The organism is Pedobacter sp. SG908 (genome assembly GCF_011759615.1).
In the GTDB taxonomy this organism is placed as follows: domain Bacteria; phylum Bacteroidota; class Bacteroidia; order Sphingobacteriales; family Sphingobacteriaceae; genus Pedobacter; species Pedobacter riviphilus.
Window position 1 is genome coordinate 2,830,308 of sequence record NZ_JAAOYY010000001.1, and the last position, 23,326, is coordinate 2,853,633.

Here is a 23,326-nt window from a genome sequence, read left to right on the forward strand (position 1 = left end):
TTAATTTGATGGTATTTTCATTATTTTATTTTCTTTAAAATTTCCTGAATGGTTTTTTCCTGCTGAGTGAGTTTGCTTTCCAACTGAATCACTTTATTTTCTTGATTTAGAAGCTGTTTTTCTTTTTCGATGAGGTGTAAGGTAAGCTCTTCTATCTTTTTCTGCTGCATTTTTACCATTTCACCCAATTGTAAACCTTGATTATCAATCTCTTGGGCAGATGGCATATCAGGAAGGTGTTTGTTTGTTTTGATATAACTTTCTAACTCTTGCAAAGTTCCAATCTTATAACCTTCCTCAAAAACATAATCGGGCCAGTTGGTGGCTTCAACTTTGATTTCGCGGGCGCGGATATTGCCGTTTACAGAAAGTTTTTCTTGTGGAGTCGAAATTCCTATACCAACATTTCCTCCTGCCGCTACGATAAATCTCTGGTTACCAAAACCACTACCGTAAATACCATCGCCTCCATCTTCCCATATTCCAAAGCTTGTTGTTCCATTATTGCCTCCAATAGACCACTGCTTTGATTTATTCCTATAGCTGAACAATAACTTTGCATCATCATTGCCATTTGCGGCATCTGTTGCTAATGTTAATACGTTCCCCCAGGCTTGATCGCCACGTAGATGAAAAACTCCCGCAGAACTTTCATTAATTGCTGGTGGCATTACTTCCAACCTTGTAGATGGTGATGAAGTCCCTATGCCAACATTACCATTTGTTTCTAAAAGAACTTTCGACCAGGGCTGACCAGCGTTATTATTCGTTTTCCGGAAATATAATTCCTGGTTAAAAAAACTACCTGCAAACTGCATAGCATAATTATTAGCCGGATTACTATGCCGAATATCTAATAAATGCCACCAGCCACCTGCTCCTGCCGGATAGTTAACAGGATTAACAGTTTCAAAAAAGCCGGATACGGCACCGGCATCGCCTTGCAAACCGGCATTATCTCTTGTTTGCGCATTTACCATTAATGAGCTAATGCTGAATAAAGCGAGGGCTGTTAATTTGATGGTGTTTTTCATTATTTTATTTTCTTTAAAATTTCCTGTATAGTTTTTTCCTGTTGAGCGAGTTTACTTTCCAACTGAATGACTTTATTTTCTTGATTTCGAAGCTGTTTTTCTTTTTCGATGAGGTGTAAGGTGAGCTCTTCAACCTTTTGCAACAATTTAATATTCAGTTCTCCAAGGTTTACACCGTTCTCAACCATTTGTTGGGCCGTAGGGATTTCGGGAAGATGTTTGTTGGCTTTTACAAATTGCTCTAATTCAGTTAAATCAGGAAGGTTGTAGCCAGGATCAAATACAAAATCGGCACCGCTGGTATTCACTACAATTTCGTTGGCCCGGGCTTTGCCATTTACATCGAGGATATAGCTGGTATTGCTTTGGCCTGTTTTACCGATTAGCACATTTCCATTATCGCCTATGACTAACCTCGGCCCCATTATGGTGTTATCATGGTTATAACTCCAAAACTGCAGGGAATTACCATAGCCCCCTGTCATATTGTATATTGCCCAACGTTGGGCCAGATTATTGTCGGTTTTAAAAGAGTTTTCGAGCCACAACGCTCCACCTTCGTTCGAACCGACACTCGATAAGATATTTCCTGCAACAGATAATTTTTGAGTTGGAGTAGTCATTCCTATACCCACATTACCTGAAGTTATCCGCAACCCTCCGCCCATAATATCAACATAACTCTTTTCATAGCCAGTTCCAGGATCTAAAATAATTCCGGTATCCCATTGAAGTCTCATTTGTTGGTATGCGGGTGCGAGCCAGGCACCTGGTGTGCGGTAAATACCATAATTTAAAGGTGAACCATTATACCAGGTAATTCCATCAGGGGTATCGGCTCCATCATTTACGTTATTAAAACTAATTTTTGCAGTTGGGCTTAAGGTACCAATACCTACATTTCCTGAAGTTGGAAAAGTATTTTGGGCAAACAACAACTTACCTGTAAGTAAAGAGAGGCTAATTAAGATGATTTTTTTCATTGTTTTATTTTCTTATCTTTTTTAAAAATGGATTTTAACCAATGCGTAATTTTTACTGCTTTGCTGGGTTGGTAAGCTATAACCTTACCTTTCTTATATCGAATTACCCGGATACTATCGGCACTCACACGTTTTTCTAATTTCCCATTTAATTGTCCATTGCGATAGACTCCCCTTTCCGACAGTATACCTTCATTATCGTATTTCTCAAATCTGCCATTGGCTTTTCCGTTAGCATAATTTACAATCGAATCTAAAACGCCATCTTCTCCCCAGCTTTTCCATTTTCCAACCTTCAGCCCCATATCGAAAACACCCTGGGTTTTAAGTCCTTTGGTATCGTAAAATTCATTGTAAACCCCGTCAAGCAGTTTACCACTATAACCACCCTGGGTATAACGGATTTGGTTGCCGCTAAACCAGGCATATTTCCGGTCTGATTTGATGTTACCTGTTCCTATTTCTGGCCTTTGCACATAAAAAACAGCTTTGTAATGGTCGTAATTAACCGTATGGGTATAATTATCTACATTAAAATAAGATTTTATGCTTTGTGCATCGGCCTTAAAAAACTGCAAGCACAGCAGGAGCATGGTGATGTAAACTAATTTCATTGTTTTATTGATAAAAATTTTGTTGCATTCTGGTATTCGACTTTTATTGAGTCGCCAACCCTTTTTATAAATTTTAAGCCATTTGCACGTTCACCTTCACTAAGCATTACTTCCTTACCATTCACACTAATAATGGCTACATGTTTTTTTTCTGTACGATTATAGATCTGTCCGCTGTAAATAATTCCAGTCCAGTTTACCTGTGGTTTTATTGGCACAGGCATTGAAGGTAACACAGGGACAGCTGATTTAACAATGGGTTCTGGTGCTGAATTGGCCAATGCAAAAGGATCTGTGTAGCCCATTTCTAATGTAACCTGATCATTTGCATGATCAGTCATATTAAAATAAGGTTCTTTAATTGTCTTCGAATTAACCGGTATATTATCTTCTGCAGCTAATCCGGCAAAAACCCTATAAAAAATGATGCCCCATACACCTGCAACACAGCAAATTAGTATATAGGTCGTTTTTTTACTTTTCATCCTTATTGTATGGTAAAAGTTCTAATCTCACTATAGGCACCGGCGTTTCCTGCTTTATCAAAAGCCCTTACCCTCCAGGCAATGGTTTCTCCAACATTACCGGCATCGAATACGTGTTCTGTAGAAGTCACCATCTGTGGATAACTCTTGCTATAGGGCGTTTGTTCATCACTTTGATATACCGATATCTCATAGCGTTCTGCGTCAGCAAGCCTATTCCAGGTTAACCTTACCGGCCGTGATACAGTTTGCTTATTTAACGGGGTATTGAGCAGCACTCGTTCAGGCCCAGTAGCATCGTAGGTAAAACTTCTTACAGTACTCCATTTCGAATTTTCTGTGCTGTTTTCTGCCCTTACACGGAATTGATAGGTTCCTTCCTTAGTAAGTGTTTGTAAAAAGCCAAGATTATCTGTAGTAACATTAAGCGTCATGTTATTTTCGTCGAGAAAATTATTGTTATCTACCTGTAACCTATACACTGTAGCACCAAAAAGCTTAAGCCATTCGTACCTGACGTCTGGTTTAGACGAATAAAGCCCACTTGCCGGAACCGTAAGCTGTATACTCTGATCTTTAAGACTGGAAGGAAATATTTGGAGCGAACGGGTACTGTAACTGCTTGCACTGCTACCATTTTCGCCCCGCACACGCCATTCGTATTTGCCTGGGTCCATGGTGTATACAAATTTTTCAGTCCTGATCAGGGTATCCAAAACCAATTTACTTACACTGTCAAATTTTGGCGAAACGACCTGCAATCTGTAAAACAGTGCATCGGCCATTGGGTTCCACCAAAAAGTTTGTTGATAGCTATTGGTTTCCAATCTATTTGCAGGAGCCAGTATGTCTATCTTTCTGTTTTCTATAGAAGGCTCAATAAATTCACTACAGCCTGCCAGCAATAGCAAAATACTTCCCATTAAAAGATTTATATTTTTTTTCATATGTAAAACGGTATGTTAAATTCGCCCAGCGCCTGCACTTTTATCAGGATTTCTCCAAAGGTAATTAAAGCCACAGCTAATCTGGAATAAGAAAAGATTTGAACACCAACTTTTTTTTTGATCATTTTTTGCGCTTTTTTTTCAAAAAAAGCTTTCCGGTATGTGCTACCGATCAGGAGTTTATTCGTTTCATCGCCGCTAAGCATTACAGTATTCCCCTCTATAGCGGTAATTTTTTCATCATTGATAATGTAAGATTTATGTATCCGACTAAAACAGCTGGCGGGTAAACTGTCTTCCATTTCTTTCATGGAATTATGGCAAGAAAAACGTTGGTCGTTTTCCATATGAAGGACAACATAATTCTGCATGGCCTGTATGTAGATCAGTTGATCACATTTGATCAGGAATTCTTTTAGACCTTTGGAATCTGCTTTGATAAAAAAAGAATCTACTACATGTTGCTTCTTAGGCCCGTGTACGGAATGAACCAATTGTGTAAGGTGATCGAACTTATTGATGCTTTTTACAAAACGGTTAAAGGTAACCGGCCTGATCAGATAATCGAAGGCAGCATGCTCAAAAGCTTCGAAAGCCATGTCGGTATTTTCTGATACCAAAACAATTGAAGAAAACTGTTTGATACGCTCCAGCCAGCCATTACTGCTACTTAAAAATGCAACATCCACAAAAACAATATCCGGCCTGATGGAATATACGGCATCAAAGCTTTCGGGCCGCTGTACTGCGTATCCCTTTAATTGGGTAAGTGGGTAGTCGTTCAAGTACATACATAAAGATTCTACGGTATGCAGTTCACCGATTACGTAACAGCTGATCATAATGCATTAAGTCTAAAATGTAATATTGCTATGTCCCTTACCAGGCACTGAAATTTATTATTGATTATAGCAGAAACCGACTGGTTTGTTTATGAATCTTAGATGGGATAATACCTGTAAAGCAGGATATTTTGAGAGAAGCATTAACAATAGACGAGTACATTTTTTTGCCATTTAACCATGTCTAATATCCTCAAAAAAATATAAATTGCAAAAAAACAGCAAACAAAAAAACAAATCATGCGTTACTTATAGTTATTTAAGTAAATACAATTAAAATTTTAGTTGGCTTTAAAAAGTAAATCAACACAAATGCTTTAAAAAGCAAGTATTAAACTACAAAACTAATCTAACAAATTAGAACAAGCTGCTTAAAATGTATTATTCACTACTGCTCATTTGATATTACGCAGCACATAGTCCCCTATCTGAATTGTATCATTTCCAGCAATTCTTCGCTTTTTAAAAGCAGTTTGTAAAACAGAACTGAATAAATTAAAATATCTATTATCAAATATTGGTCCGTAGTCTCCTTACGCTAAACCCTATAGCGCAAGACTACAGGCAGATGCGGGTAGCTTCCTAACTGACGGCATTATTGCCGGTAGTTCTCCCTCCTTTAAAACAGTTCTAAAAATGGCTGAATAAATTAAAATATCTATTAAAATTACCTAGCTCTTTAAACTCCATTCATATACCTACGAGGCAATCAAAGTAAGGCTAATCAAACTCGAAATCCTAAAGAAATAACAAAGCCCAACAATTTTTAAACTGCTAGGCCTTGTTATGTAAGTTTACATTTTAGTCGTAGCGAGACGCTAAGACCAAATGGGGCTAATGAGTGACTTCATTTCTTTTTATAAGTGTTTCTATAGTCTAAAACTATTTTTTGTTTATTATGCGAATAAATATAAATTTTATATGAATTTTTTGTTTTCAAAAGAGAGTCTCCACATTCAATATAACGCTCCCATATAGCAGGCATAGGAAATACATATTTATTGGTCAGTACCGCTTTTTTTGTACCGTGATCCTGTCTGTCAACAAACAATGAATCGACAGTGCCTCTAAAATTTTCTTCAAAATCTGCCTTTCTAATAGTTTCTTCTACCCCCTCACCAAAAATAAAAGTCCACAACCCAAACCCAAATAATAAGATTACAGGTACAATAAAAACAGAATATAAAATTACTTTATCTTTTTTTTTCATCATAACATTTTATATTATAAATTACAATCCAAGCTTAAAGATATTTTTTTTTAGTAAACCCATGTCGTTCCAAAACTGTACATTGCTGAAGCACTAAGTTTCATCCCCTTAGTTGGACCAGCGAAGCCAACCTGTGAAGTTTTATACCCTCGTACCCCTTGCCCAAAATTATCTACATTTAATGCCGCTGTTCCCCCTGTATGAGGAAGTAAACTTCCCCCTTTTGCCCATCCAACCGAAAGGACAGGAGTTGATAGTCCTACATTGTAAGATCCCGAATTACCTGCAAAATCTTCTTTATAAAATTGACCTGAACCAGTTGGGGTATTCATTCCAATGTCTAATCCTGTGCTTTCTCCTAATCCAATATTGCCATTAAATGTAAAATATACTCCCCATTTCCCAGTTGCATCATGCACTAGCCCCCCTCCATATCCAAATCCCCCCAAAGCCGCAATATTTGTTGACAAACCGTAATGAGTGCCAGCTGTCTGTCTTGGTACAAACTCTGACCCTGAAGCGTTTGTAAATATTTGATCTGAATTCTGAACTAAAGTAACTCCTTCTCTGGTCACCGTTCCATCACTGTTAAGGTTTACGGTAGCGCCGACAGCAGTTCCGTCGGCTTTCACAGGTGTTACTTCAGCCTGTACCCCGATATACTGAGCCTTTTCACCTTGATTCTGTTCTGCAGTTTTTTGATCAACGACCCTATCATCCCAAATATACTGGTTACCTCTTTTTACCCAATCTTTGCCTTCCATCCCGTCAGGATCTACAAATCTAATTGGGTTGTTATTTCCATAAACATATGGACTGAATCGCCTCATCTTCTCCGCCAATGGATCAATCACATTCCACCTACCTATCACCGGGTCATAGAACCTTGCGCCGTAATCGTACTGCCTACCACAACTTTTTAGCTGTTTTTCAGGTTTTACTACCGCATTTTCTGCTGTTATAAAGAACGTTCCTTATGCGTAAAGTTAGTTTTTTGTTCGGGTTTTACAAGCCTGTTGTTGGTGCATTTTTTTTGTTCCCTCCGGGATTTTTAGGTTTTTTTTAGGCATTGAGTGCTCTGAAGTATGAACAAAAAAAGAAAAGCCAGAACCTTAGCCCTGACTTCCTTTTCAACGTTATACTTCGTCGCACACTGGTGTATTTCCTCGCAGGTTGCTCCTCAGCAGAGCCTGTTTCCGCTTTCGCCAGCAACATAAAGATAATGGCTTTTTTTTTCCAAGCCCTCTATTGAGGTCGTGATACGAATGGCCAATGCCCTTGAGGTTTCACTCGATTATCTCATTGGTAAAACCGATATGGAACTTGACAGCTCCACCCTTAACAGAATACAGGAAGTGTCAAAACTGCCTGAAGAAGATAAAAAACAGGTATTCTTAGTAATTGACGCACTAATCAGGGACTTCAAGGCCAAAAAAGCCTATGCAGGATAACAACCGACACCTGGAAATTCTGCAGGCCTTGGCCGCCGGCACCGACCCTATAACCGAAGAAGTATTCCCTGCAGATAGCCCATACAACCAGCCCGAAATCATCAGGGCGCTTTTCTTCGCCATTAACCAACTCGAAGCCCTCGCCCAAAAAGGTAACCAGGGACTGCCATGGAGTGAAGAAGAAGATGCATTGCTCACACAACGCTTTAACGAAGGCATCAAGATTACCAAGCTCGCCAAACTACATTCCCGGACCTACGGGACGATAAAAGCAAGGCTAATCAAACTCGAACTTTTACAGAAATAACAAAGCCCAACAGTTTTTAAACTGCTGGACTTTGATTTATCTATTTAGTCTTTCAGCTTTGCTCAGTTTCGTAAAACCAATGTTCATCTAGCTTTTTTATTTTTTTAAGATGCCTTAGCCATTCTATATTTTTGACATTTGCAATATCTTTAATATACAGCAATGACTCTAAGGAATTGAAATATACTTTCATACTAATGCCCTGATTTTGAAATTCATGGCTAACATCTCTAATGTTATACTTATCCATTAGTTTAACCTTTCTTTCGGCTAGCAACATTATCTGTTTTTCGAAAAGTTCATCTTCTTTAAAAAGCTTTTCATTATTTTTTTTACTAGTTTGAGTTAAAGTTAGCTTGCCTTTATCTACATCGAAAAAAAATTGATTTTTATTCACTCCATTATAAAGATAAAGTATAATTGTATTTTTTCCTCTACTTCTTATTATACTTACATTATTAAATTCATCAATAAAGACACTTCTATTTTCAAACACCTTTAAAGGATATTTATCTATATGATTGCATGCTGAGACAAAGCATAGTACAAAAATTACAATAGGAATTCTCTTATACACTCTTTTCATTTATTTAGGATTTCTAAAAAGTTCGGCCCAATTTATTTTTCTTACTGTCGGGTTCTTATTGTTATTATATCCATTGCTAATTGCACGCTGATCCGCAGGAGAATCCCAAAAACCTGGACCTCCGTATGTTCCCGGCCCAAAATCATATGATGAAGTTTTCTGATCACGTCCATTCACAATATTATTATAGTGAGCTCCCGTTTTAGCTGTACCAAGCCCAATGCCTAATTCAGACATTCCTCGACCCCATAAGTAATTTCCAATATCTCCTATGTTATATGCAGTTCCTTCTCGTACGTAAAACGTATTTGAAGCTAAATCACCTGTTTCCTGACCTCTTACGCCATAATCCATTTTTTTCGTAGCCTGGTCTTTTGCATAATCCTGTGGACCTGACTTCACATCTTTAACCCCACTATTGTTAATTTGCCTATCCACTTTCTCGTCCCCCATAATTTCTACATGGGTTATCGCTCCATTTTTGATAGCTTGAACATCTGTTTTTGGATCATTAAAATTATAATATACTTTGGTAGTTATAGTCATATCTTTACGATCATCGACAAATTCCATTACCAACTTATCTGGTTTGTTATTTTCATCAATCCTTTTAAAATTACCATTCTGATCAAAAACATAATCATCAAATGGCATTGAAGCCATCCCATCAGGATCTATAAAACGAATTGGATTATTGTTACCATAAACATATGGATTAAACCTTCTACTGGTTTCCGCCAGCGGATCTATAACATTCCACCTACCAATTACCGGATCATAGAACCTGGCGCCATAATCATACTGTCCCAACTCTTCCTGCAACTCCTTGCCATTGTAAAGATACTTATTCGTATTCGAATTTGGAACGCCCATTTTCCTTAAACCAAAGGCGTAGTAATCATCACGCTGCAATACTTCCAGTTGGTTGGTCATCGGGTTCTGGTAAAAGGTGACCCGAACGTTGCCTAAATGATCAGATAGGTTATATTCGTAATTGTAACTGCTGCCACTTCTGCGGGCTATTCCTTCTTCGGTCTGGATGAAATCGATACTGTTATTGGTGTACTGTATCCCGTTAATATAATTGATTGTGGTACCATCTGCTTGTTTTTGCAGTTTTTCGCCAGCAGCATTGTAGGTATACGTTAAATTCTGGCTTCCAGTTACCGTTTGCGGCAGGTTAAGGAAGTTATATCCCAGGGTGATATTTTTCTGGCTATCGCTGGTGAGGTTACCATTGGCATCGTAACCATAACTGCTGTTGGTAAAACCACTGATGCTAGTCAACCTGTTGCCATTGTAACTATTGTAACTATTCGTACCAAAATTATCACGGCTTAAACTGGTAATATTGCCCATTACATCGTAACTAATGGCCTCGCCCAGGTTGTTGCCTGCTGCAGCGTTAGTCAAACGGTTCAGCCTGTCGTAAGTATAATTGAAGGTATTGAGCGTACCGTTGGTATAACCCTGGCTCGAGATATTACCATTGAACTGTGGTAAAGTACCATCGTTATATTTCAGTTCCATACTAAACTGATCGGATGTACTGTTCTTCATCCAGCCACGCTCGTTGTAGGCAAAGGTAGTGGCCTGACTATCGTTGTGCAGGTTCTTTTTGTTCAACTGTCCGATTTCATTGTATTCCAGATGGTTCAATGCTACCTCGCCCTGATTGTTGATGTTCTCAAAAGTAGCAAGCTTACGGCCCATATGGTCGTACTCATAACGGTTGGCAATGGTGGTAACTGCCCCGCCTATCGTGTGCGTACGCGTGCTGGCCCTCAGGCTGCCATCAAAGTTCCAGGTATTGTCTACCACATCAGTACCGTTCAGGTGGTTGCTGCTTTTGCTTTGTATGATACGCCCTTCCAAGTCGTAATAGTTTACCGTAAGCAGCATCGTGCCGGTACCCAGGTTCTTTACCTTGGTACCCGTAAGCAGGCTTTTGGTCCGCTCCTTTGGCGCCTGACCTGTGCCGGGCTGGCCAAAGGTGTTACCTACAAAATCATAATCGTCGTAGTAGTTCAGTACATAATAATCTCCGATACTGCCCTGTGGAATGGCATCGTTACTATAACCGATCTGCGTATTTGATGCATCAGGTTTTTCATAAGCAGCAGTTCCGTTTGCGATATCCTGAAAAGAAACCCTATAATTGGTGCCCGACTGTCCGTTATGAAGATCATCAATATAACGCCCGCTGATCACTACCCTGCCAAAGGCATCATATTTGGTAAAATTCCATTCCTGAGGGCTTTTGTTACGCTGGTTGGCATCCTGGCTCATCACCACCTGGTCAAGCTTATTGTAAACCATAAACTCCCAGCCCTTGCCAGGGATCTTTTTCTCTGTCAGCCTTTTGCGGCCATCGTAATGGTAACCGTAGATAAACTGATCGAAAACCGTTTGGCTTTCGTCAAAAGTGCTGATCGGCGCAGACAGCCTGTCCGTATGCTCGTTTACCGCAGGCGGCAGCACATAACGCAGGTTACCCAGGTCATCGTACACATAATAGGTACTCAGGCTTTTGCCATCGGTTTCCCATACCCGTTTCAATACCACATGCCCTTCAAAATCCTTAAACTCCTCGGTAGTGCCGGCTTTTAAATCAGAAGGTACCCAGTTCTCATCCTTAAAAATGGTTTTATACAGTTTTCCCGGCTGGTAAACCCCGGCTGTTGCGCCATTGTCGGTGCTGTTTATCGTCCACAGTTTTACCTCATTCTCGGCATTGGTTCCATAATCGGTTTTAAGCGTATGGCCACTGTTAATTTGCCAGTCGGCACCAGGGGAACCCTGCTGCAGTACCCGGTTTAACGGAGAGGCTTCGAAAACCGTTTCGGCAAAGGCATAGTCTGTAGCCTTTATTCCAGGCACCATTGGTAAATGAAAAAAGTCATGCTGCTCGTTTATGGCTGAAGAGCGGAAACTGCCCGTAGTGCCTGTCTGCGCTGCATAGGGCTGGTATTTAAATTGCTCGCGGCCAAAGGCATCATAGGCCACAGGTTGTACAATATCCTTAAAACCCGGGCTGCCCTGTACCTGAACGGTCTGTAATGGCCTGCCCAGCCCATCGAAATACTGGATGGCCTGGTTTTCTTCGCACACACTGCGGCTATTGCCCAGTGTGGCATCGGTAACCGGTTGCTTAAAAGTACGCGTAAGGATAAAGTTCTGGTTGGTACTGGGGGTTGAAGATAGCGGCTGACAGTTAAGATAGCTCAGCCCTGTGGTAAAAATGCGTACAGGCCCCATGGTATGGAAACCGTCGATCAGTGTGACACTCAGCGGTGCACTGATCTCGCTTTCGCCATTGTACACAGATACCACTTTCTGCGCAGAAGAGCGGCCAGCAAGCAGCAATAGCGCTGCCGCAGCGTAAAAATATTTTAGATGTTGTTTCATGGGAGCGTCTTAGTTTTTATAGTGGTAATCAGTCTGTTTTAAAATGTTGCCGTTCTGGTCTTTAATGGTTTTTAAACGCTGGAAGGCATCGTATTCGTAATAGGTGGTCATGCCTTTGGCATCGGTCATGCTCGTCATTCCAACCAAAGGGTCATAAGTATAGGTCGTAATTTGTGCATCTGATGGATAAATCCTGACGTCATCATAGGCTGTTCCTCCACTTAACTGAGCTGAATTCCCGGTGTAAATCTCTTGCTTGAAAACCCATAAGTTATTATTTAAACACCAGTAACTTATTTCATAGTTACGGTTATTAGGGCGACTCCAATTAACGGTATAACTACCATTCCAAAGTTTCTCTCCGGTATGTGAATGCCCAACTTGCCCGATACTTTCAAAATTCTCGAAGAAGAATTCGTCAGCAGAAGCATTCCGGACCTCAGCAATAACATGTTGTTTTTCATATCCCCACAGGTAAGAAACCCTAACATCCCTATCATTGGAAGTCTCATTGCCATCAACCTTAGTATTGATCTGTGCAATATTACTTGCATCGTCATATTGAGATACATTGATCTTTCTAAAATACCTGTTATCTTTTTGATACATGCCGGGGTTACCTGAAGTAACAACACTTCCCGTTCCGGCATTTGAAATCTTAAACCCAGATAACGGTAGAACTCCATTTGTTTCGAGCAGATACATATTTTCGATCAATCCTTTTCCTCCGCTCTTATACTCTGAAATTTCCCCCGAAACAATATTCCAGCTCTGATCAGTGTCTATTTTATAGGAAATAGATTCTATTGGGACTGTGACCAGATTATTGCTTTTAAGATCATCAATAAACGGTACTCCTGATGGGTAATCATAAGCATAGGTATATAATTTTCCGTCAAAACCACCCTTACTATTAGAAGTCGTACTTCTGGTTAATTGAGAATGCAGGGGATTATCATAGTAATTATTTGTTACGAGACTTACCTGAGGTCCATTTTGTTCAAAAATATCTTCCGTTGAACGTTGCAAATACACCCAGGATGAGATTAGCTTGAAAGATTCTATCGTAAATCTTGCAGGATATCGGCCTGCACCAATAACATATTCAGGACGATCCACAATAACGTTCAAACCAAGTGCATGTGCTTCATTTGGTTTAGTTGGAGGGGTATAGTGCCCACCTGATTCAGATGGATTTTGAGTATAATCTGGAGGAGTATAATTAAAGTTATATTCGTTGGTTACTCTTCTTTTCAAGATATACCCATTATCATTTTTTCCATAGGTCTCAGATTTGGTAAGATACCCACTCATCCATTCATAACTTGTAGGAGGCGTAAAAGGATACATGAAATAGGGTTTATAATCCTTAAAAAAAGAATAGGTATTATTGGTATAACCATTATTCTCACCAGTAGAACTTTCTACAAATTTCTGAACCTCAGTATATACCACATTCCCAAATTGGCCTCCAGTTAGCGGCAATTTACTCTTTGAACTCTGTAAATAATAACGGCATATCTTCTCATCTAAACCACTGTTATTGTCAGGATTAATGGCATAGGTATATTTATCGTAAACAGTACTATACAACGGCTTGCCGAATGTCTCTCCACTGGAAAGTGTCGGGCTGGCACTTTTTGTATACGTATAGCTTCTGGACAACCTGGGATCATTTGATCCTGGATCATAATCCTTTATACTTTTGACCCTAAGTCCGCCGCCATCTACATCTCTGGTTTCTATCGTACCTGGCACAGGTTTTTCTTTCCATATTACCCTAAAGTTCCCTTCTTCATAAAGACCATACTCATAAACCTCGATTGTATAATTGCCCGGATATAGACTCAATCCCTCACCCATCGCTGGAGAAGTACCACCAAAACCCCGGTTATAAGTATAACCAGCATTATATAGCGAGATTGAAAACTGCGGATTATAGGTGCCATTGGTACATTGCCAATAAGCAACAATACTTCCGGGCTCGACATTATCCGGAATAGTGAAATGAACATATCTCCTGACAGGTTCATTTGTATAATTCTCAAAATAAACTGAGGCATCTTTTTGCGCTCCGGGCGTTTCTCCAACCGATACCTGATCGGGAAACCTGTTGAGCTCATGATCAAAAACAGTATAGCCACCTGTAGGATAGGTTATTTTGTTCAACACACCAACTTTTGTATATTCCAGATTGGGGGATTTGTCTGATCCTGTGGAAAAACCATATTCAGGGGCAGCAGCAAATAAGCCTCCTACGCCATTATAATAACCCCAATGATCAGTAACAAAACTGAAACGATCTGGCATAAAACCCCCATAATAATCAAAGATATAATCACCTTTGGAATGCTCCTTAATTCGCTTAAGCTTCAATTTGACACTGCTGGCGTTAACCTGTGTATTGCAGTTGAAAGTTTCCAACCCAAAGTATTCCTGAACCATCTCAACACTTCTTACCGCACCATTTAGGTAAATATCTATTTGCTTTAATGGATATGTTCCAGGCATATCCAAACGTTGACAGTCTGAATAAAGGAATTTAACTTTATGTCCCTTGTTAGAAACAATCTCATCAATAAATTTTCCATCTACAGTTGTGGTAGTCTCCGTATGGGTTTCACCATCAATATTCACACAAAACGACGATCCGGGTAAGGTTCTGTAACGGGAGAACGAGGGATGCGTTACATAAGAATAATTTTGGGTTTTATAGGTAATGGTGATTACATCATTTGTAGGCGTGACAATACTGGAGAGGTGATACGAAGCACTCAGAACAGAAGTCGAGCCTCCACCCATTTCAGGATGGTTACTGAAAGTTGTACTACTGGTATGGATGTTCTCAGCTACATCATAAATATAAACTACTCCACGTTCATCTTTTATTTTGTAACCAATGGTTGTATTCCGTTCAATGATCAGCCTGCCAGCCGGAATGGTATGGGCAACACCATCTTTTGTAAAGAAAAATTTGCCTGCCTTTTCAAACATGGAATAATAGAACATGTCTGGCTGAAGATCGGCCCGCTGTACCTGCCCAGAAGAGGATCCGTAAATAATGGGGTTCCCCATTAAGTTCATCAATTGAGTATAATCTGCATTTTCCTGGAAAATTCCACCTACCTGTATTTTTTCAGGATGTAACTCCCTGTCCTGCGGAAAATCTGCGTAAGGAGAATTTACACTGAAATCCGGCAAGTCATTAATTGAACTGGTGATGGTTCCTCCTGCTTCTATCGCCCAGCCCAATCCGATATTACCCGACTGCTCCTCAACCTTTGCCCCACTAGAATGATATTTCAAGCTGATTGGAAAGGAAAAAGACTTTAAATTGATCGTATAGATTGGGATCGAAATATTTGGAATTCCTGTATTCTCACTAACAGGGGTTTCCACAAATTTAAATAACGAAGATGCCTGAGGAGTTGGAGGTATAGAGACTAAATTTTGAGGTACATACTGAGCCTGAACCTTCAGCGTACCTAGGCTCAAACAAAGAGCAGCCAAAAAACTTAAAAGGCTTATTTTTTTTCCTTTCATATAATAAAACAAATTAAAATGTTATTTGTGGTTACACCACTTGATTGGGATATTTCCAATGCATCTCCTTTGGTTGTCCCCAACTGGGCGTAAGTATTTATAGATAGCCAAAAGATTAAAAAAAAGCCAAAATATATTTTTTTCATTATTTCTGATTTTGTTTTTCCAATAACTCCATTCTCTTTGTAAGGTATTCAAGTGTTGCTACAAAACTCTTTTGGCTTTCTATCAGTTGAGTATTTTTCTTCTCTAGCGCTGTTATGGCCTTATCTTTTTCGATGAGATGCAAGGTGAGTTCTTCTACCTTCTGCAACAGTTTAATGTTCAGCTCCCCCAGGTTTACACCATTTTCTACCATTTGCTTGGCAGTCGGGATCTCCGGCAGGTGTTTATTGGTTTTTACAAATTTTTCGAGTTCTGCTAACTCGGGGAGTTTATAGGCAGGCTCAAACACAAAATCAGCACCTGCAGTGGCAGAGACCTTAATTTCACGTGCACCGATCGTTCCCGCTACGGTAAGTTTATCCTGTGGGTTAGTGGTGCCAATGCCCACATTACCAAGGGCAGATCCATCCGTTTTAGTGGCCAGAACTGTATTTCCATTTAGTGATTTAATCACATCCAGATCACCACCATCAGCATTGTTACCCACACCAAAACCGTGCTGATATACGCCTCTTAGCGCCCAGTTTTGTGCCCCTGTAATTCCTGAAAAACCTAACGAAACGATGCCTGCCACATTTTTATTGGGGAAATTAGCCTGATCTAGAATAGCCCTAATATTTCCATTTACCACAAGCCTATCATTTGCAGCAGCTGTACCAATCCCCACATTCCCCATCAAAAAGCTGGTTCCGCCTAAGTCTGCCGCAAGAGAAACATTAGGCGTTTGTGGACTATCCCATACCGAAAATTTAAGGGAAGTACCGCTACCGCTGATACGGGTAGCACTATAGCTAGACCACCACATCATACTACCATCATGCCTGGCACCCCCATCACCATCGCTTCCGATTACTACATCAGCAGCATAAGGATTAGCTGCATCAATAAGATTGTTTCCTGTAGTTAATACTTTAGTTTGCGCAGCAGCAACACTGGCTGAACACAGCAAGATTGAGAATATTAAAATTTTCATATGATTTGATTGGTTTTGGGTTAAAATTTAAAAAAGGGTATCGGTTTTCAGACTCCTAACAGATATACGGCTAAATCATTTCACCTTTTTATTTAAGGTTTTGATGTACGCATCCTGAGCTTCGACTTTCTTACTTAACTCAATAAGATGCAAAGTGAGTTCTTCTACTTTTTGCAATAATTTAATATTCAGCTCACCGAGGTTTACACCATTTTCTACCATTTGCTTGGCAGTCGGAATCTCTGGTAGGTGTTTGTTAGTTTTTACAAATTTTTCCAGTTCGGCTAACGCTGGAAGTTTATAAGCAGGATCAAACACAAAATCGGCACCTGCAGTGGTAGAAACCTTAATTTCACGTGCACCTATGTTTCCCGCCACGGTAAGTTTATCCTGTGGGTTCATTGCCCCTATTCCCACATTCCCATTGCCTAATACCCTTAACAGTTGTTTCTCTTGACTGGCGTTGTTATAACTATAAAAAGCGAATCCACCTTGAGATCCTGCCCCTTCATTAGCCACAAAATCCGTTTCTCCATGCCCAGCAGCCCTATTCCACCCAATAAGCATTTTACCTGTACCTACTAAATTTTGATATGAAACAGGATTTCCTGCCGCATCAAGATTTGCATTATGACCTCCAAATTTTGCAGTACCGTGAACATCTAATGTTGCGCTAGGGTCTACTGTCCCTATCCCCACATTTCCATTGTATTGCCAGGTCATTGCATGCTGATCGGGAACATTTGTTTGGTTACTAGCCCCATTCACAAAGAGATCTAACCTCGATCCCCAATAATAAGGTCCACCATGGGCTATCCTAAATTCAGCAGATTCGTTGTAACTGTAGTTCGGTGTACCAAACCTTGAGAACTTTAATGCAGATTGTGCAGCTGAAACTACTCCCGCAGGTTTACTGTCTGGACCGACGAATATCTGCAAGGGAGCATCTGGATTAACTGTTCCAATACCTGCAGGGCCATTAGTCGGAAAAGTGTTCTGCGCATAAGCCAAGCTGCTGCCAGATAATAAGGAAAAGATCATTAAAAACTTAAAATTCATAACTATGGTTTTTGTTTATTGGTTTTAGATTTATACTCCAGAACTTCCACCCTTTCAATTAGTGCATCGATTTTTTTATCCTTTTCAATCAAATGCAAAGTGAGCTCCTCTATTTTTTTTTGCTGCAGCTTAAGCATTTCACTAACGCTTACCCCATTTGCTTCAATTTCTTTTGCTGAAGGCATTTCGGGCAGGTGTTTATTTGTTTTAATGTAACTTTCCAAGCCTTTCAGTGTTCCAAGATCATAACCTTCCTCAAAAACATAATCCGGCCAGTTGGCCGCTTCTACTCTTACCTCTTTCGTACGGATTTTCCCATTTACCGATAATTTATAATTGGCATCGGTAGTTGCCATGTTTATGGCCACATTCCCTTCATGGTCACTTGTTTGTATCGGGCGAATATTTAAAGGTGCAATTTCAACCAGCCCAGATGGCAGTGTTTCGGTCACCGTATTCGCAATCAATTGGGTTGCTTTTTTTAAATTAGAGGCATCGTCGGGAGGAAAACTTCCTAAATACACATAAAGTTGTTGCCAGCCGTTAGCTACCACTTCTTTACCATATTGAGCCTTTAATAAAAACGGACACAAGAAAAATAGAGTAATAATAATTTTTTTCATTTGATTTAATTTGAATTAGTGATAATTTTTTAGATGAAATTGGCTGCTTTTTATCCCGTTTAGCCTTTTATATATGCACATTAAGCATCATGTTAGTTTTATTCTGAAAAGCAGGAATAGGCCGATCAATTAGTAAAACGATAAAAAAGCAGGATGAATCCGTCTTTATTTAGACGAACTAAACCTTCGGTAATTTTACCGATTCACGAGATATTATTCCTATTTATAAGTTGCCAATAAGGATTAAAACTGCAATAGGCAGGAAGGATGATGAAAGTTTTGAGCGTCATATCTGTACATGTTTAATTATGAATTTAGATTTTACGAAGTTATCAATTAGACACAACGAAGTACCATTTTTTAAGAAATAAACCAAAAAAAATTACATGAACGTGCCAGTTTTTGTGACCAAACTTAATAGATCAATAATTCAATCATCTTTCAACAATTTTAAATTGTACCAGGAATTATTATTTCAATAATAGACCACATTAACTCCTATTCTTTCACTGAATCCTCGTCGCCCTTTGAATATAGATGCCAAACACAAAACTTACCTGATGCCCCCCAACTTGATCTGTTGTTTAATCAAAATGAGTATTTAGATGGATAAGCTGTTATTTTAGTTTTCGAATTGTAGATTTTACGTATAAATATTTGTTTTTTTAGCCGATTGCAATTCTTGCATCCAAAAGTAATTGATGCTGTTTAATAATTAAATGATTAGCGATAAACGGAAGTGTATCTTAAAATTATTTACTTTACCGTATCCATTTACATCTTACACAACATGCGCTTTCAAAATATCGTAAGCAAAGCGTAGAATTGTTCCGAAAACAACGATCAGAAAAAATACACGTACAAATTTATTCCCTTTAAGCAAGGCCAGTTTTGTACCGAAAAAAGCACCGGTGAGGTTAAACAGCGCCATTGGGATGGCATATTGAAATAGGATATGCCCGGTAGAACTGAAATAGATAATAGCGGCCAGATTAGTAGCCATGTTTACAATTTTGGCGTGCGCACTGGCACCAATAAAATCGAAGCCCAGTACAGCAATAAAAACCAAAATCAAAAAAGATCCCGTTCCGGGGCCAATTAAACCATCATAAAAACCAATCAATATGCCAAATAAAGCAGCCATTAAAACCTGTTTTTTGATCGAATGGTCTTTCTCTTGGTGGATACCAAATTGTTTGTTAAAATAGGTATAAAGCGCAACTAAAATGAGCACGACAAGAATTACAGGCTTAATGACCGAATTATCTATCCTACTCACCAAAAACGCGCCTAAAAGTGCCGCTAAAAATGCCGTAAGCACACAGGCAGCAAGTACCTTATAATTAAAACGAACCTGTTTTGAATATTTGAAAGCGGCCAGCGTTGTACCCGCCATCGATGGAATTTTGGTAGTCCCTAAAAGCGTAGCCACAGGATAATGTGGTAAAATAAGTAAAATGGCGGGTGTTTGTAATAAACCACCGCCACCTACAATAGCATCTATAAATCCGGCCGCAAAAGCCACCAAACAAAGTAAAATAAGTTCAGTTGCCATATTGCTCGTAAAACTGCATCATCTATTTCCTATCCTACATTCTTTCCGGAGAGGTAATCCCCAGAATCAACATTCCGGCTTGAATTACATCAGCAGTTTTTTTACTCAGGTTTAAACGGAACTGTTTTACTTCACCTTCTTCTGTTTTTACAATTGGCGGTACTTCATGATAAAACTTGTTGAACAGCTTAGCCAGTTCGTATAAATAGTTGGCCAAACTCGCCGGACTGTAGGCCTTAGCGGCAATAGCAATCTCCGCAGGGTATTTCGCCAGTTGAAGAATCATTTCCAATTCTACATCCGATATTCCTGAAAATTGTTCACTGCCAACCGCAAACTGATAATCCGATTTACTCAACAATGATTTAATCCTTGCATGCGTATATTGGATAAATGGACCAGTATTCCCTTGAAAATCGATACTTTCGGCAGGATTGAACAACAAACGTTTTTTAGGCTCAACCTTTAAAAGGAAATATTTCAAGGCACCAAGACCTATATTTTTATATAGCTCTTCTTTATCTGCTTCACTAAAATCGTTGGTTTTACCCAATTCTTCTGTTTTTTCGCGGGCGGTGGTTACCATGCTTTCAATCAACTCGTCAGCATCTACAACGGTTCCTTCGCGGCTTTTCATCTTACCATTTGGCAGATCGACCATACCATACGATAAATGATATAAACCTTTTGCCCAGCTTTTGCCCAGCTTTTCTAAAATAAGGAACAACACTTTGAAATGGTAATCCTGTTCATTTCCTACCACATAAATCGACTCATCCATGTTGAAATCGTCGTGTTTCATCTCAGCAGTGCCTAAATCCTGTGTAATGTAAACCGAAGTTCCATCAGCACGTAAAACCAGTTTCTGGTCTAAACCATCGGCAGTTAAATCAATCCATACCGAACCATCTTCCTTTTTAAAGAAAACGCCTTTGGCTAAACCTTCCTCAACGGTATCTTTTCCCAGCAGGTAAGTATTGCTTTCGTAATAGAATTTATCAAAATCTACCCCAAGGTTTTTATACGTAATATTAAAACCCGCATAAACCCACTCGTTCATCGTTTTCCAGAGCGAAACCACTTCTTCATCCCCTTGCTCCCATTTCAAAAGCATTTGCTGTGCTTCTTTAATCAATGGTGCATTTTTCTTGGCTTCTTCTTCGGTTTGTCCTTCCGCCTTTAAAACATCAATCTCTTTTTTGTACTCTTTATCAAATATGACATAGTATCTTCCAACCAAATGGTCGCCCTTTTCACCTGTACTTTCTGGTGTTTCGCCATTGCCCCATTTTTGCCAGGCCAGCATTGATTTACAGATGTGTATACCACGGTCGTTAACCAGGTTTACCTTCACCACATCATAACCGTAAGCTTTAAGCAGTTCGGAAACCGAATAACCCAACAGGTTATTACGCACGTGCCCCAGGTGAAGCGGTTTATTGGTATTTGGCGAAGAATACTCTACCATTACCTTTTTACCGTTCGGTGCATACACACCAAAATTAGGCGATAAAATTTCCTCATTAAACTGTTTTAAGAAATAACTTTCGGCAATGCTTAAGTTCAAAAAGCCTTTAACCACATTAAATTTGGTGATATCCGTTACGTTAGCAACCAAATACTCTCCAATTTCAGTAGCCGTTTGCTCCGGCGATTTCTTCGAAATTTTGGTAAACGGAAAAACAACAATGGTTGCCTGTCCTTCAAATTCTTTACGTGTTTCTTGTATGTTGATTACACCCTCAGCTATTTCTTCCTTATAAAGTTCAAAAATGGCTTTCTGTGTTTCGGCAATAATAAAATTCATGGGCCAAAAATATGCAAAAAAGGTGGAAGGTGAAAGGTTTAAGATGGAAGGTTTTCGAGCTTTTAAAGGTTTGGAAAGCTGCTATAGTGCACATCGGTTCCGATAGTCCTTCTTTTCGCTATAGTCCCGATTGAAGGAATCGGGAGCTGTCGCTTCAATAAGGTTTATTAAGTTGGTTCTGTGCAATAAATAAACCTATCTACGTATTAGTCTATCTCAAATCTATCCTCTCAATTCTCATATCTGAATTTTTCTAATAGATTTGCAATAACTAACTTTTTTATGAGCGAGCAGAACCCAAATTTTAAAGTGAGCGTAAACACCGAAATCGGCAGATTGCGTAAATTATTGATACATAGTCCTGATAGTGGATTAGGCAAAGTAGTACCCTCTAAGGCACAAGATTGGCTTTTCGAAGATATTGTACATTTAGATACCATCCGTAAAGGCGAATACGATTATTATATTAAACTGTTGATGTATTTTCTTGATCCTGATAAGATTAAAGGAAAACTGGCCGAAATAGATTCAGAAGCAGCTAACCGTAATTTTTACAAGCCCAACCACCCCGATTTTCATAATTCTAAATCGGTAATCGAGATTCAGAACCTGTTAAGTGAAATGCTGGAGAACGAATCTATCCGGAAAAAACTGGTTGCTGCCGTTTGTGCGATTGAAGGCTGTACTTATAAAGTTCAGTTAGAATTAAGCAATACTGATCCGAAACAGCTGGCCGAGATTTTTATCTCCGGTACGTTGGCCAACGATACGATGATTTTTGCGCCCATCCCCAATTTAATTTTCACCAGGGATGTAGGCACAACCATTAACAACCACATTTTATTAAACAAACCGGCAAAAAAAGCCCGTGTGCGGGAAACGCTTTTAATGCGTTATATTTTCTTTAACCACCCTTTGTTTGAAGGCTACCGCGATAATATTCTCGAGATTCCAGATGTAACCATGCACTTTTTAAGGCCAGGTGATGAGCCAGCATTTAGCACTACTTTAGAAGGTGGTGATGTGATGATGGTAAGCCCCAACCACGTATTGATTGGTTGTAGCGAAAGGACATCGGAACATGGTGCCAACGAAGCCATTAAATTATTGTTTGATCAGGATGTGGTAGAAAAGGTAACGGTGGTAAAAATACCGAGCAAACGCGATTACATGCACCTTGATACTGTTTTTACGCAGGTTAAGCGCAATACCTGGGTAATTTTAAATTCGATTGCCCACTCACCAAAATATAATCCCTACGAGCCGATCAACTTTTTAAAAGAGCCAGAAAAGCTTGAAGCAACCACAGCTATCCAGTTTACAAAAGCCAACCCTAGCGAACCGAAACATTTCGAACATGTAGAAGCTTTGTTAAATGATATTAGCCAGAACGATTTAAAAAGCACCGAACCGACCAAAATTATCTACAGTGGAAATAACCAGTTCCCTTACGATTCGAGAGAGCAATGGACAGATTCATGTAACCTTTTGGCCATTAAAGAAGGCGTGGTTTTAGGTTATGATAGAAACGATAAAACCGTTGAAGCTTTTAAAACAGCAGGCTTTGACGTGGTGGATGTAAAAGATTTGATTGAGGATTTAGAAAGTGGCAAAGTAAATGCAGAAACCATAACCGATACTTTGATTTTAATGCCATCGGCAGAGTTATCGCGTGCCCGTGGTGGTTTCCATTGTATGAGTTTGCCTGTTTTAAGAGATAATTTATAGATATGA

Annotated in this window: 19 protein-coding genes; 3 read left to right on the top strand and 16 right to left on the bottom strand. The window is 39.4% G+C overall.

Annotated features, from left to right (window positions below; genetic code table 11):
• Positions 1–20: 20 nt before the first annotated feature.
• The 8 genes from FHT21_RS11490 to FHT21_RS24960 all read right to left on the bottom strand — a co-directional run bounded on the left by FHT21_RS11490 (position 21) and on the right by FHT21_RS24960 (position 7,077).
• A complete protein-coding gene (locus tag FHT21_RS11490) occupies positions 21–1,034 on the bottom strand; it encodes a hypothetical protein (RefSeq protein WP_167294803.1) in 1,014 nt (337 codons plus the stop codon).
• Positions 1,034–2,017 (bottom strand): hypothetical protein, encoded by a 984-nt coding sequence (locus FHT21_RS11495; RefSeq protein WP_167294804.1) that lies wholly within the window; start codon positions 2,015–2,017, stop codon positions 1,034–1,036. The genes FHT21_RS11490 and FHT21_RS11495 overlap by 1 nt, the downstream gene beginning before the upstream one ends.
• The gene (locus FHT21_RS11500; RefSeq protein WP_167294805.1) at positions 2,014–2,631 is read right to left on the bottom strand and encodes a hypothetical protein; all 618 of its coding nucleotides are present in this window, start codon (positions 2,629–2,631) and stop codon (positions 2,014–2,016) included. Before FHT21_RS11500 ends, FHT21_RS11495 begins: the two co-directional genes overlap by 4 nt.
• A complete protein-coding gene (locus tag FHT21_RS11505) occupies positions 2,628–3,116 on the bottom strand; it encodes a hypothetical protein (protein WP_167294806.1) in 489 nt (162 codons plus the stop codon). Before FHT21_RS11505 ends, FHT21_RS11500 begins: the two co-directional genes overlap by 4 nt.
• A 2-nt stretch (positions 3,117–3,118) precedes the next feature.
• A complete protein-coding gene (locus FHT21_RS11510) occupies positions 3,119–4,063 on the bottom strand; it encodes a hypothetical protein (RefSeq protein WP_167294807.1) in 945 nt (314 codons plus the stop codon).
• A complete protein-coding gene (locus tag FHT21_RS11515) occupies positions 4,060–4,905 on the bottom strand; it encodes a LytTR family DNA-binding domain-containing protein (RefSeq protein WP_167294808.1) in 846 nt (281 codons plus the stop codon). The genes FHT21_RS11510 and FHT21_RS11515 overlap by 4 nt, the downstream gene beginning before the upstream one ends.
• Before the next feature lie 847 nt (positions 4,906–5,752).
• Positions 5,753–6,118, bottom strand: a complete 366-nt coding sequence (locus tag FHT21_RS11520; protein WP_167294809.1) for a hypothetical protein — start codon at positions 6,116–6,118, stop codon at positions 5,753–5,755.
• A 47-nt stretch (positions 6,119–6,165) separates the two neighbouring features.
• Positions 6,166–7,077, bottom strand: coding sequence for an RHS repeat-associated core domain-containing protein (locus FHT21_RS24960; RefSeq protein ID WP_347878499.1), 912 nt, complete (start codon positions 7,075–7,077; stop codon positions 6,166–6,168).
• Positions 7,078–7,380: 303 nt separating this feature from the next.
• Here FHT21_RS24960 and FHT21_RS11530 point away from each other — a divergent pair, with 303 nt between their 5' ends.
• Positions 7,381–7,566, top strand: coding sequence for a hypothetical protein (locus FHT21_RS11530; RefSeq protein ID WP_167294810.1), 186 nt, complete (start codon positions 7,381–7,383; stop codon positions 7,564–7,566).
• Between the two features lie 28 nt (positions 7,567–7,594).
• Complete coding sequence (locus FHT21_RS11535) at positions 7,595–7,873, top strand: hypothetical protein (RefSeq protein ID WP_167294811.1); 279 nt, start codon at positions 7,595–7,597, stop codon at positions 7,871–7,873.
• 52 nt (positions 7,874–7,925) lie between these two features.
• On the opposite strand, the gene FHT21_RS11540 is transcribed toward FHT21_RS11535, so the two are convergent.
• The 8 genes from FHT21_RS11540 to argS all read right to left on the bottom strand — a co-directional run bounded on the left by FHT21_RS11540 (position 7,926) and on the right by argS (position 21,592).
• Positions 7,926–8,459, bottom strand: a complete 534-nt coding sequence (locus FHT21_RS11540; protein ID WP_167294812.1) for a hypothetical protein — start codon at positions 8,457–8,459, stop codon at positions 7,926–7,928.
• Positions 8,460–11,867: a DUF6443 domain-containing protein gene (locus FHT21_RS11545; protein WP_167294813.1), complete on the bottom strand. Its 3,408-nt coding sequence runs from the start codon at positions 11,865–11,867 to the stop codon at positions 8,460–8,462.
• A gap of 9 nt (positions 11,868–11,876) precedes the next feature.
• Positions 11,877–15,410: a hypothetical protein gene (locus FHT21_RS11550; RefSeq protein ID WP_167294814.1), complete on the bottom strand. Its 3,534-nt coding sequence runs from the start codon at positions 15,408–15,410 to the stop codon at positions 11,877–11,879.
• A 145-nt stretch (positions 15,411–15,555) separates the two neighbouring features.
• Positions 15,556–16,548 (bottom strand): hypothetical protein, encoded by a 993-nt coding sequence (locus FHT21_RS11555; RefSeq protein WP_167294815.1) that lies wholly within the window; start codon positions 16,546–16,548, stop codon positions 15,556–15,558.
• A 75-nt stretch (positions 16,549–16,623) separates the two neighbouring features.
• Positions 16,624–17,607: a hypothetical protein gene (locus FHT21_RS11560; RefSeq protein WP_167294816.1), complete on the bottom strand. Its 984-nt coding sequence runs from the start codon at positions 17,605–17,607 to the stop codon at positions 16,624–16,626.
• A 2-nt stretch (positions 17,608–17,609) separates the two neighbouring features.
• Positions 17,610–18,230, bottom strand: coding sequence for a hypothetical protein (locus tag FHT21_RS11565; protein WP_167294817.1), 621 nt, complete (start codon positions 18,228–18,230; stop codon positions 17,610–17,612).
• Positions 18,231–19,011: 781 nt separating this feature from the next.
• On the bottom strand, positions 19,012–19,785 hold the full coding sequence (locus FHT21_RS11570; protein ID WP_167294818.1) for a TSUP family transporter: 774 nt from the start codon (positions 19,783–19,785) through the stop codon (positions 19,012–19,014).
• Positions 19,786–19,819: 34 nt separating this feature from the next.
• Positions 19,820–21,592 carry an arginine--tRNA ligase gene (argS, locus tag FHT21_RS11575; RefSeq protein ID WP_167294819.1) on the bottom strand — a complete coding sequence of 591 codons (1,773 nt, stop codon included), beginning with the start codon at positions 21,590–21,592 and terminating at the stop codon, positions 19,820–19,822.
• Between the two features lie 282 nt (positions 21,593–21,874).
• Here argS and FHT21_RS11580 point away from each other — a divergent pair, with 282 nt between their 5' ends.
• Positions 21,875–23,320, top strand: a complete 1,446-nt coding sequence (locus FHT21_RS11580) for an arginine deiminase family protein (RefSeq protein ID WP_167294820.1) — start codon at positions 21,875–21,877, stop codon at positions 23,318–23,320.
• Positions 23,321–23,326 lie beyond the last annotated feature (6 nt).

What these genes read in the sequence shown, in the direction of transcription:
- FHT21_RS11490 (WP_167294803.1), bottom strand. Translation starts at nt 1,034, where the DNA reads ATGAAAAACACCATCAAATTAACAGCCCTCGCTTTATTCAGCATTAGC.
- FHT21_RS11495 (WP_167294804.1), bottom strand. Translation starts at nt 2,017, where the DNA reads ATGAAAAAAATCATCTTAATTAGCCTCTCTTTACTTACAGGTAAGTTG.
- FHT21_RS11500 (WP_167294805.1), bottom strand. Translation starts at nt 2,631, where the DNA reads ATGAAATTAGTTTACATCACCATGCTCCTGCTGTGCTTGCAGTTTTTT.
- FHT21_RS11505 (WP_167294806.1), bottom strand. Translation starts at nt 3,116, where the DNA reads ATGAAAAGTAAAAAAACGACCTATATACTAATTTGCTGTGTTGCAGGT.
- FHT21_RS11510 (WP_167294807.1), bottom strand. Translation starts at nt 4,063, where the DNA reads ATGAAAAAAAATATAAATCTTTTAATGGGAAGTATTTTGCTATTGCTG.
- FHT21_RS11515 (WP_167294808.1), bottom strand. Translation starts at nt 4,905, where the DNA reads ATGATCAGCTGTTACGTAATCGGTGAACTGCATACCGTAGAATCTTTA.
- FHT21_RS11520 (WP_167294809.1), bottom strand. Translation starts at nt 6,118, where the DNA reads ATGATGAAAAAAAAAGATAAAGTAATTTTATATTCTGTTTTTATTGTA.
- FHT21_RS11530 (WP_167294810.1), top strand. Translation starts at nt 7,381, where the DNA reads ATGGCCAATGCCCTTGAGGTTTCACTCGATTATCTCATTGGTAAAACC.
- FHT21_RS11540 (WP_167294812.1), bottom strand. Translation starts at nt 8,459, where the DNA reads ATGAAAAGAGTGTATAAGAGAATTCCTATTGTAATTTTTGTACTATGC.
- FHT21_RS11545 (WP_167294813.1), bottom strand. Translation starts at nt 11,867, where the DNA reads ATGAAACAACATCTAAAATATTTTTACGCTGCGGCAGCGCTATTGCTG.
- FHT21_RS11550 (WP_167294814.1), bottom strand. Translation starts at nt 15,410, where the DNA reads ATGAAAGGAAAAAAAATAAGCCTTTTAAGTTTTTTGGCTGCTCTTTGT.
- FHT21_RS11555 (WP_167294815.1), bottom strand. Translation starts at nt 16,548, where the DNA reads ATGAAAATTTTAATATTCTCAATCTTGCTGTGTTCAGCCAGTGTTGCT.
- FHT21_RS11560 (WP_167294816.1), bottom strand. Translation starts at nt 17,607, where the DNA reads ATGAATTTTAAGTTTTTAATGATCTTTTCCTTATTATCTGGCAGCAGC.
- FHT21_RS11565 (WP_167294817.1), bottom strand. Translation starts at nt 18,230, where the DNA reads ATGAAAAAAATTATTATTACTCTATTTTTCTTGTGTCCGTTTTTATTA.
- FHT21_RS11570 (WP_167294818.1), bottom strand. Translation starts at nt 19,785, where the DNA reads ATGGCAACTGAACTTATTTTACTTTGTTTGGTGGCTTTTGCGGCCGGA.
- argS (WP_167294819.1), bottom strand. Translation starts at nt 21,592, where the DNA reads ATGAATTTTATTATTGCCGAAACACAGAAAGCCATTTTTGAACTTTAT.
- FHT21_RS11580 (WP_167294820.1), top strand. Translation starts at nt 21,875, where the DNA reads ATGAGCGAGCAGAACCCAAATTTTAAAGTGAGCGTAAACACCGAAATC.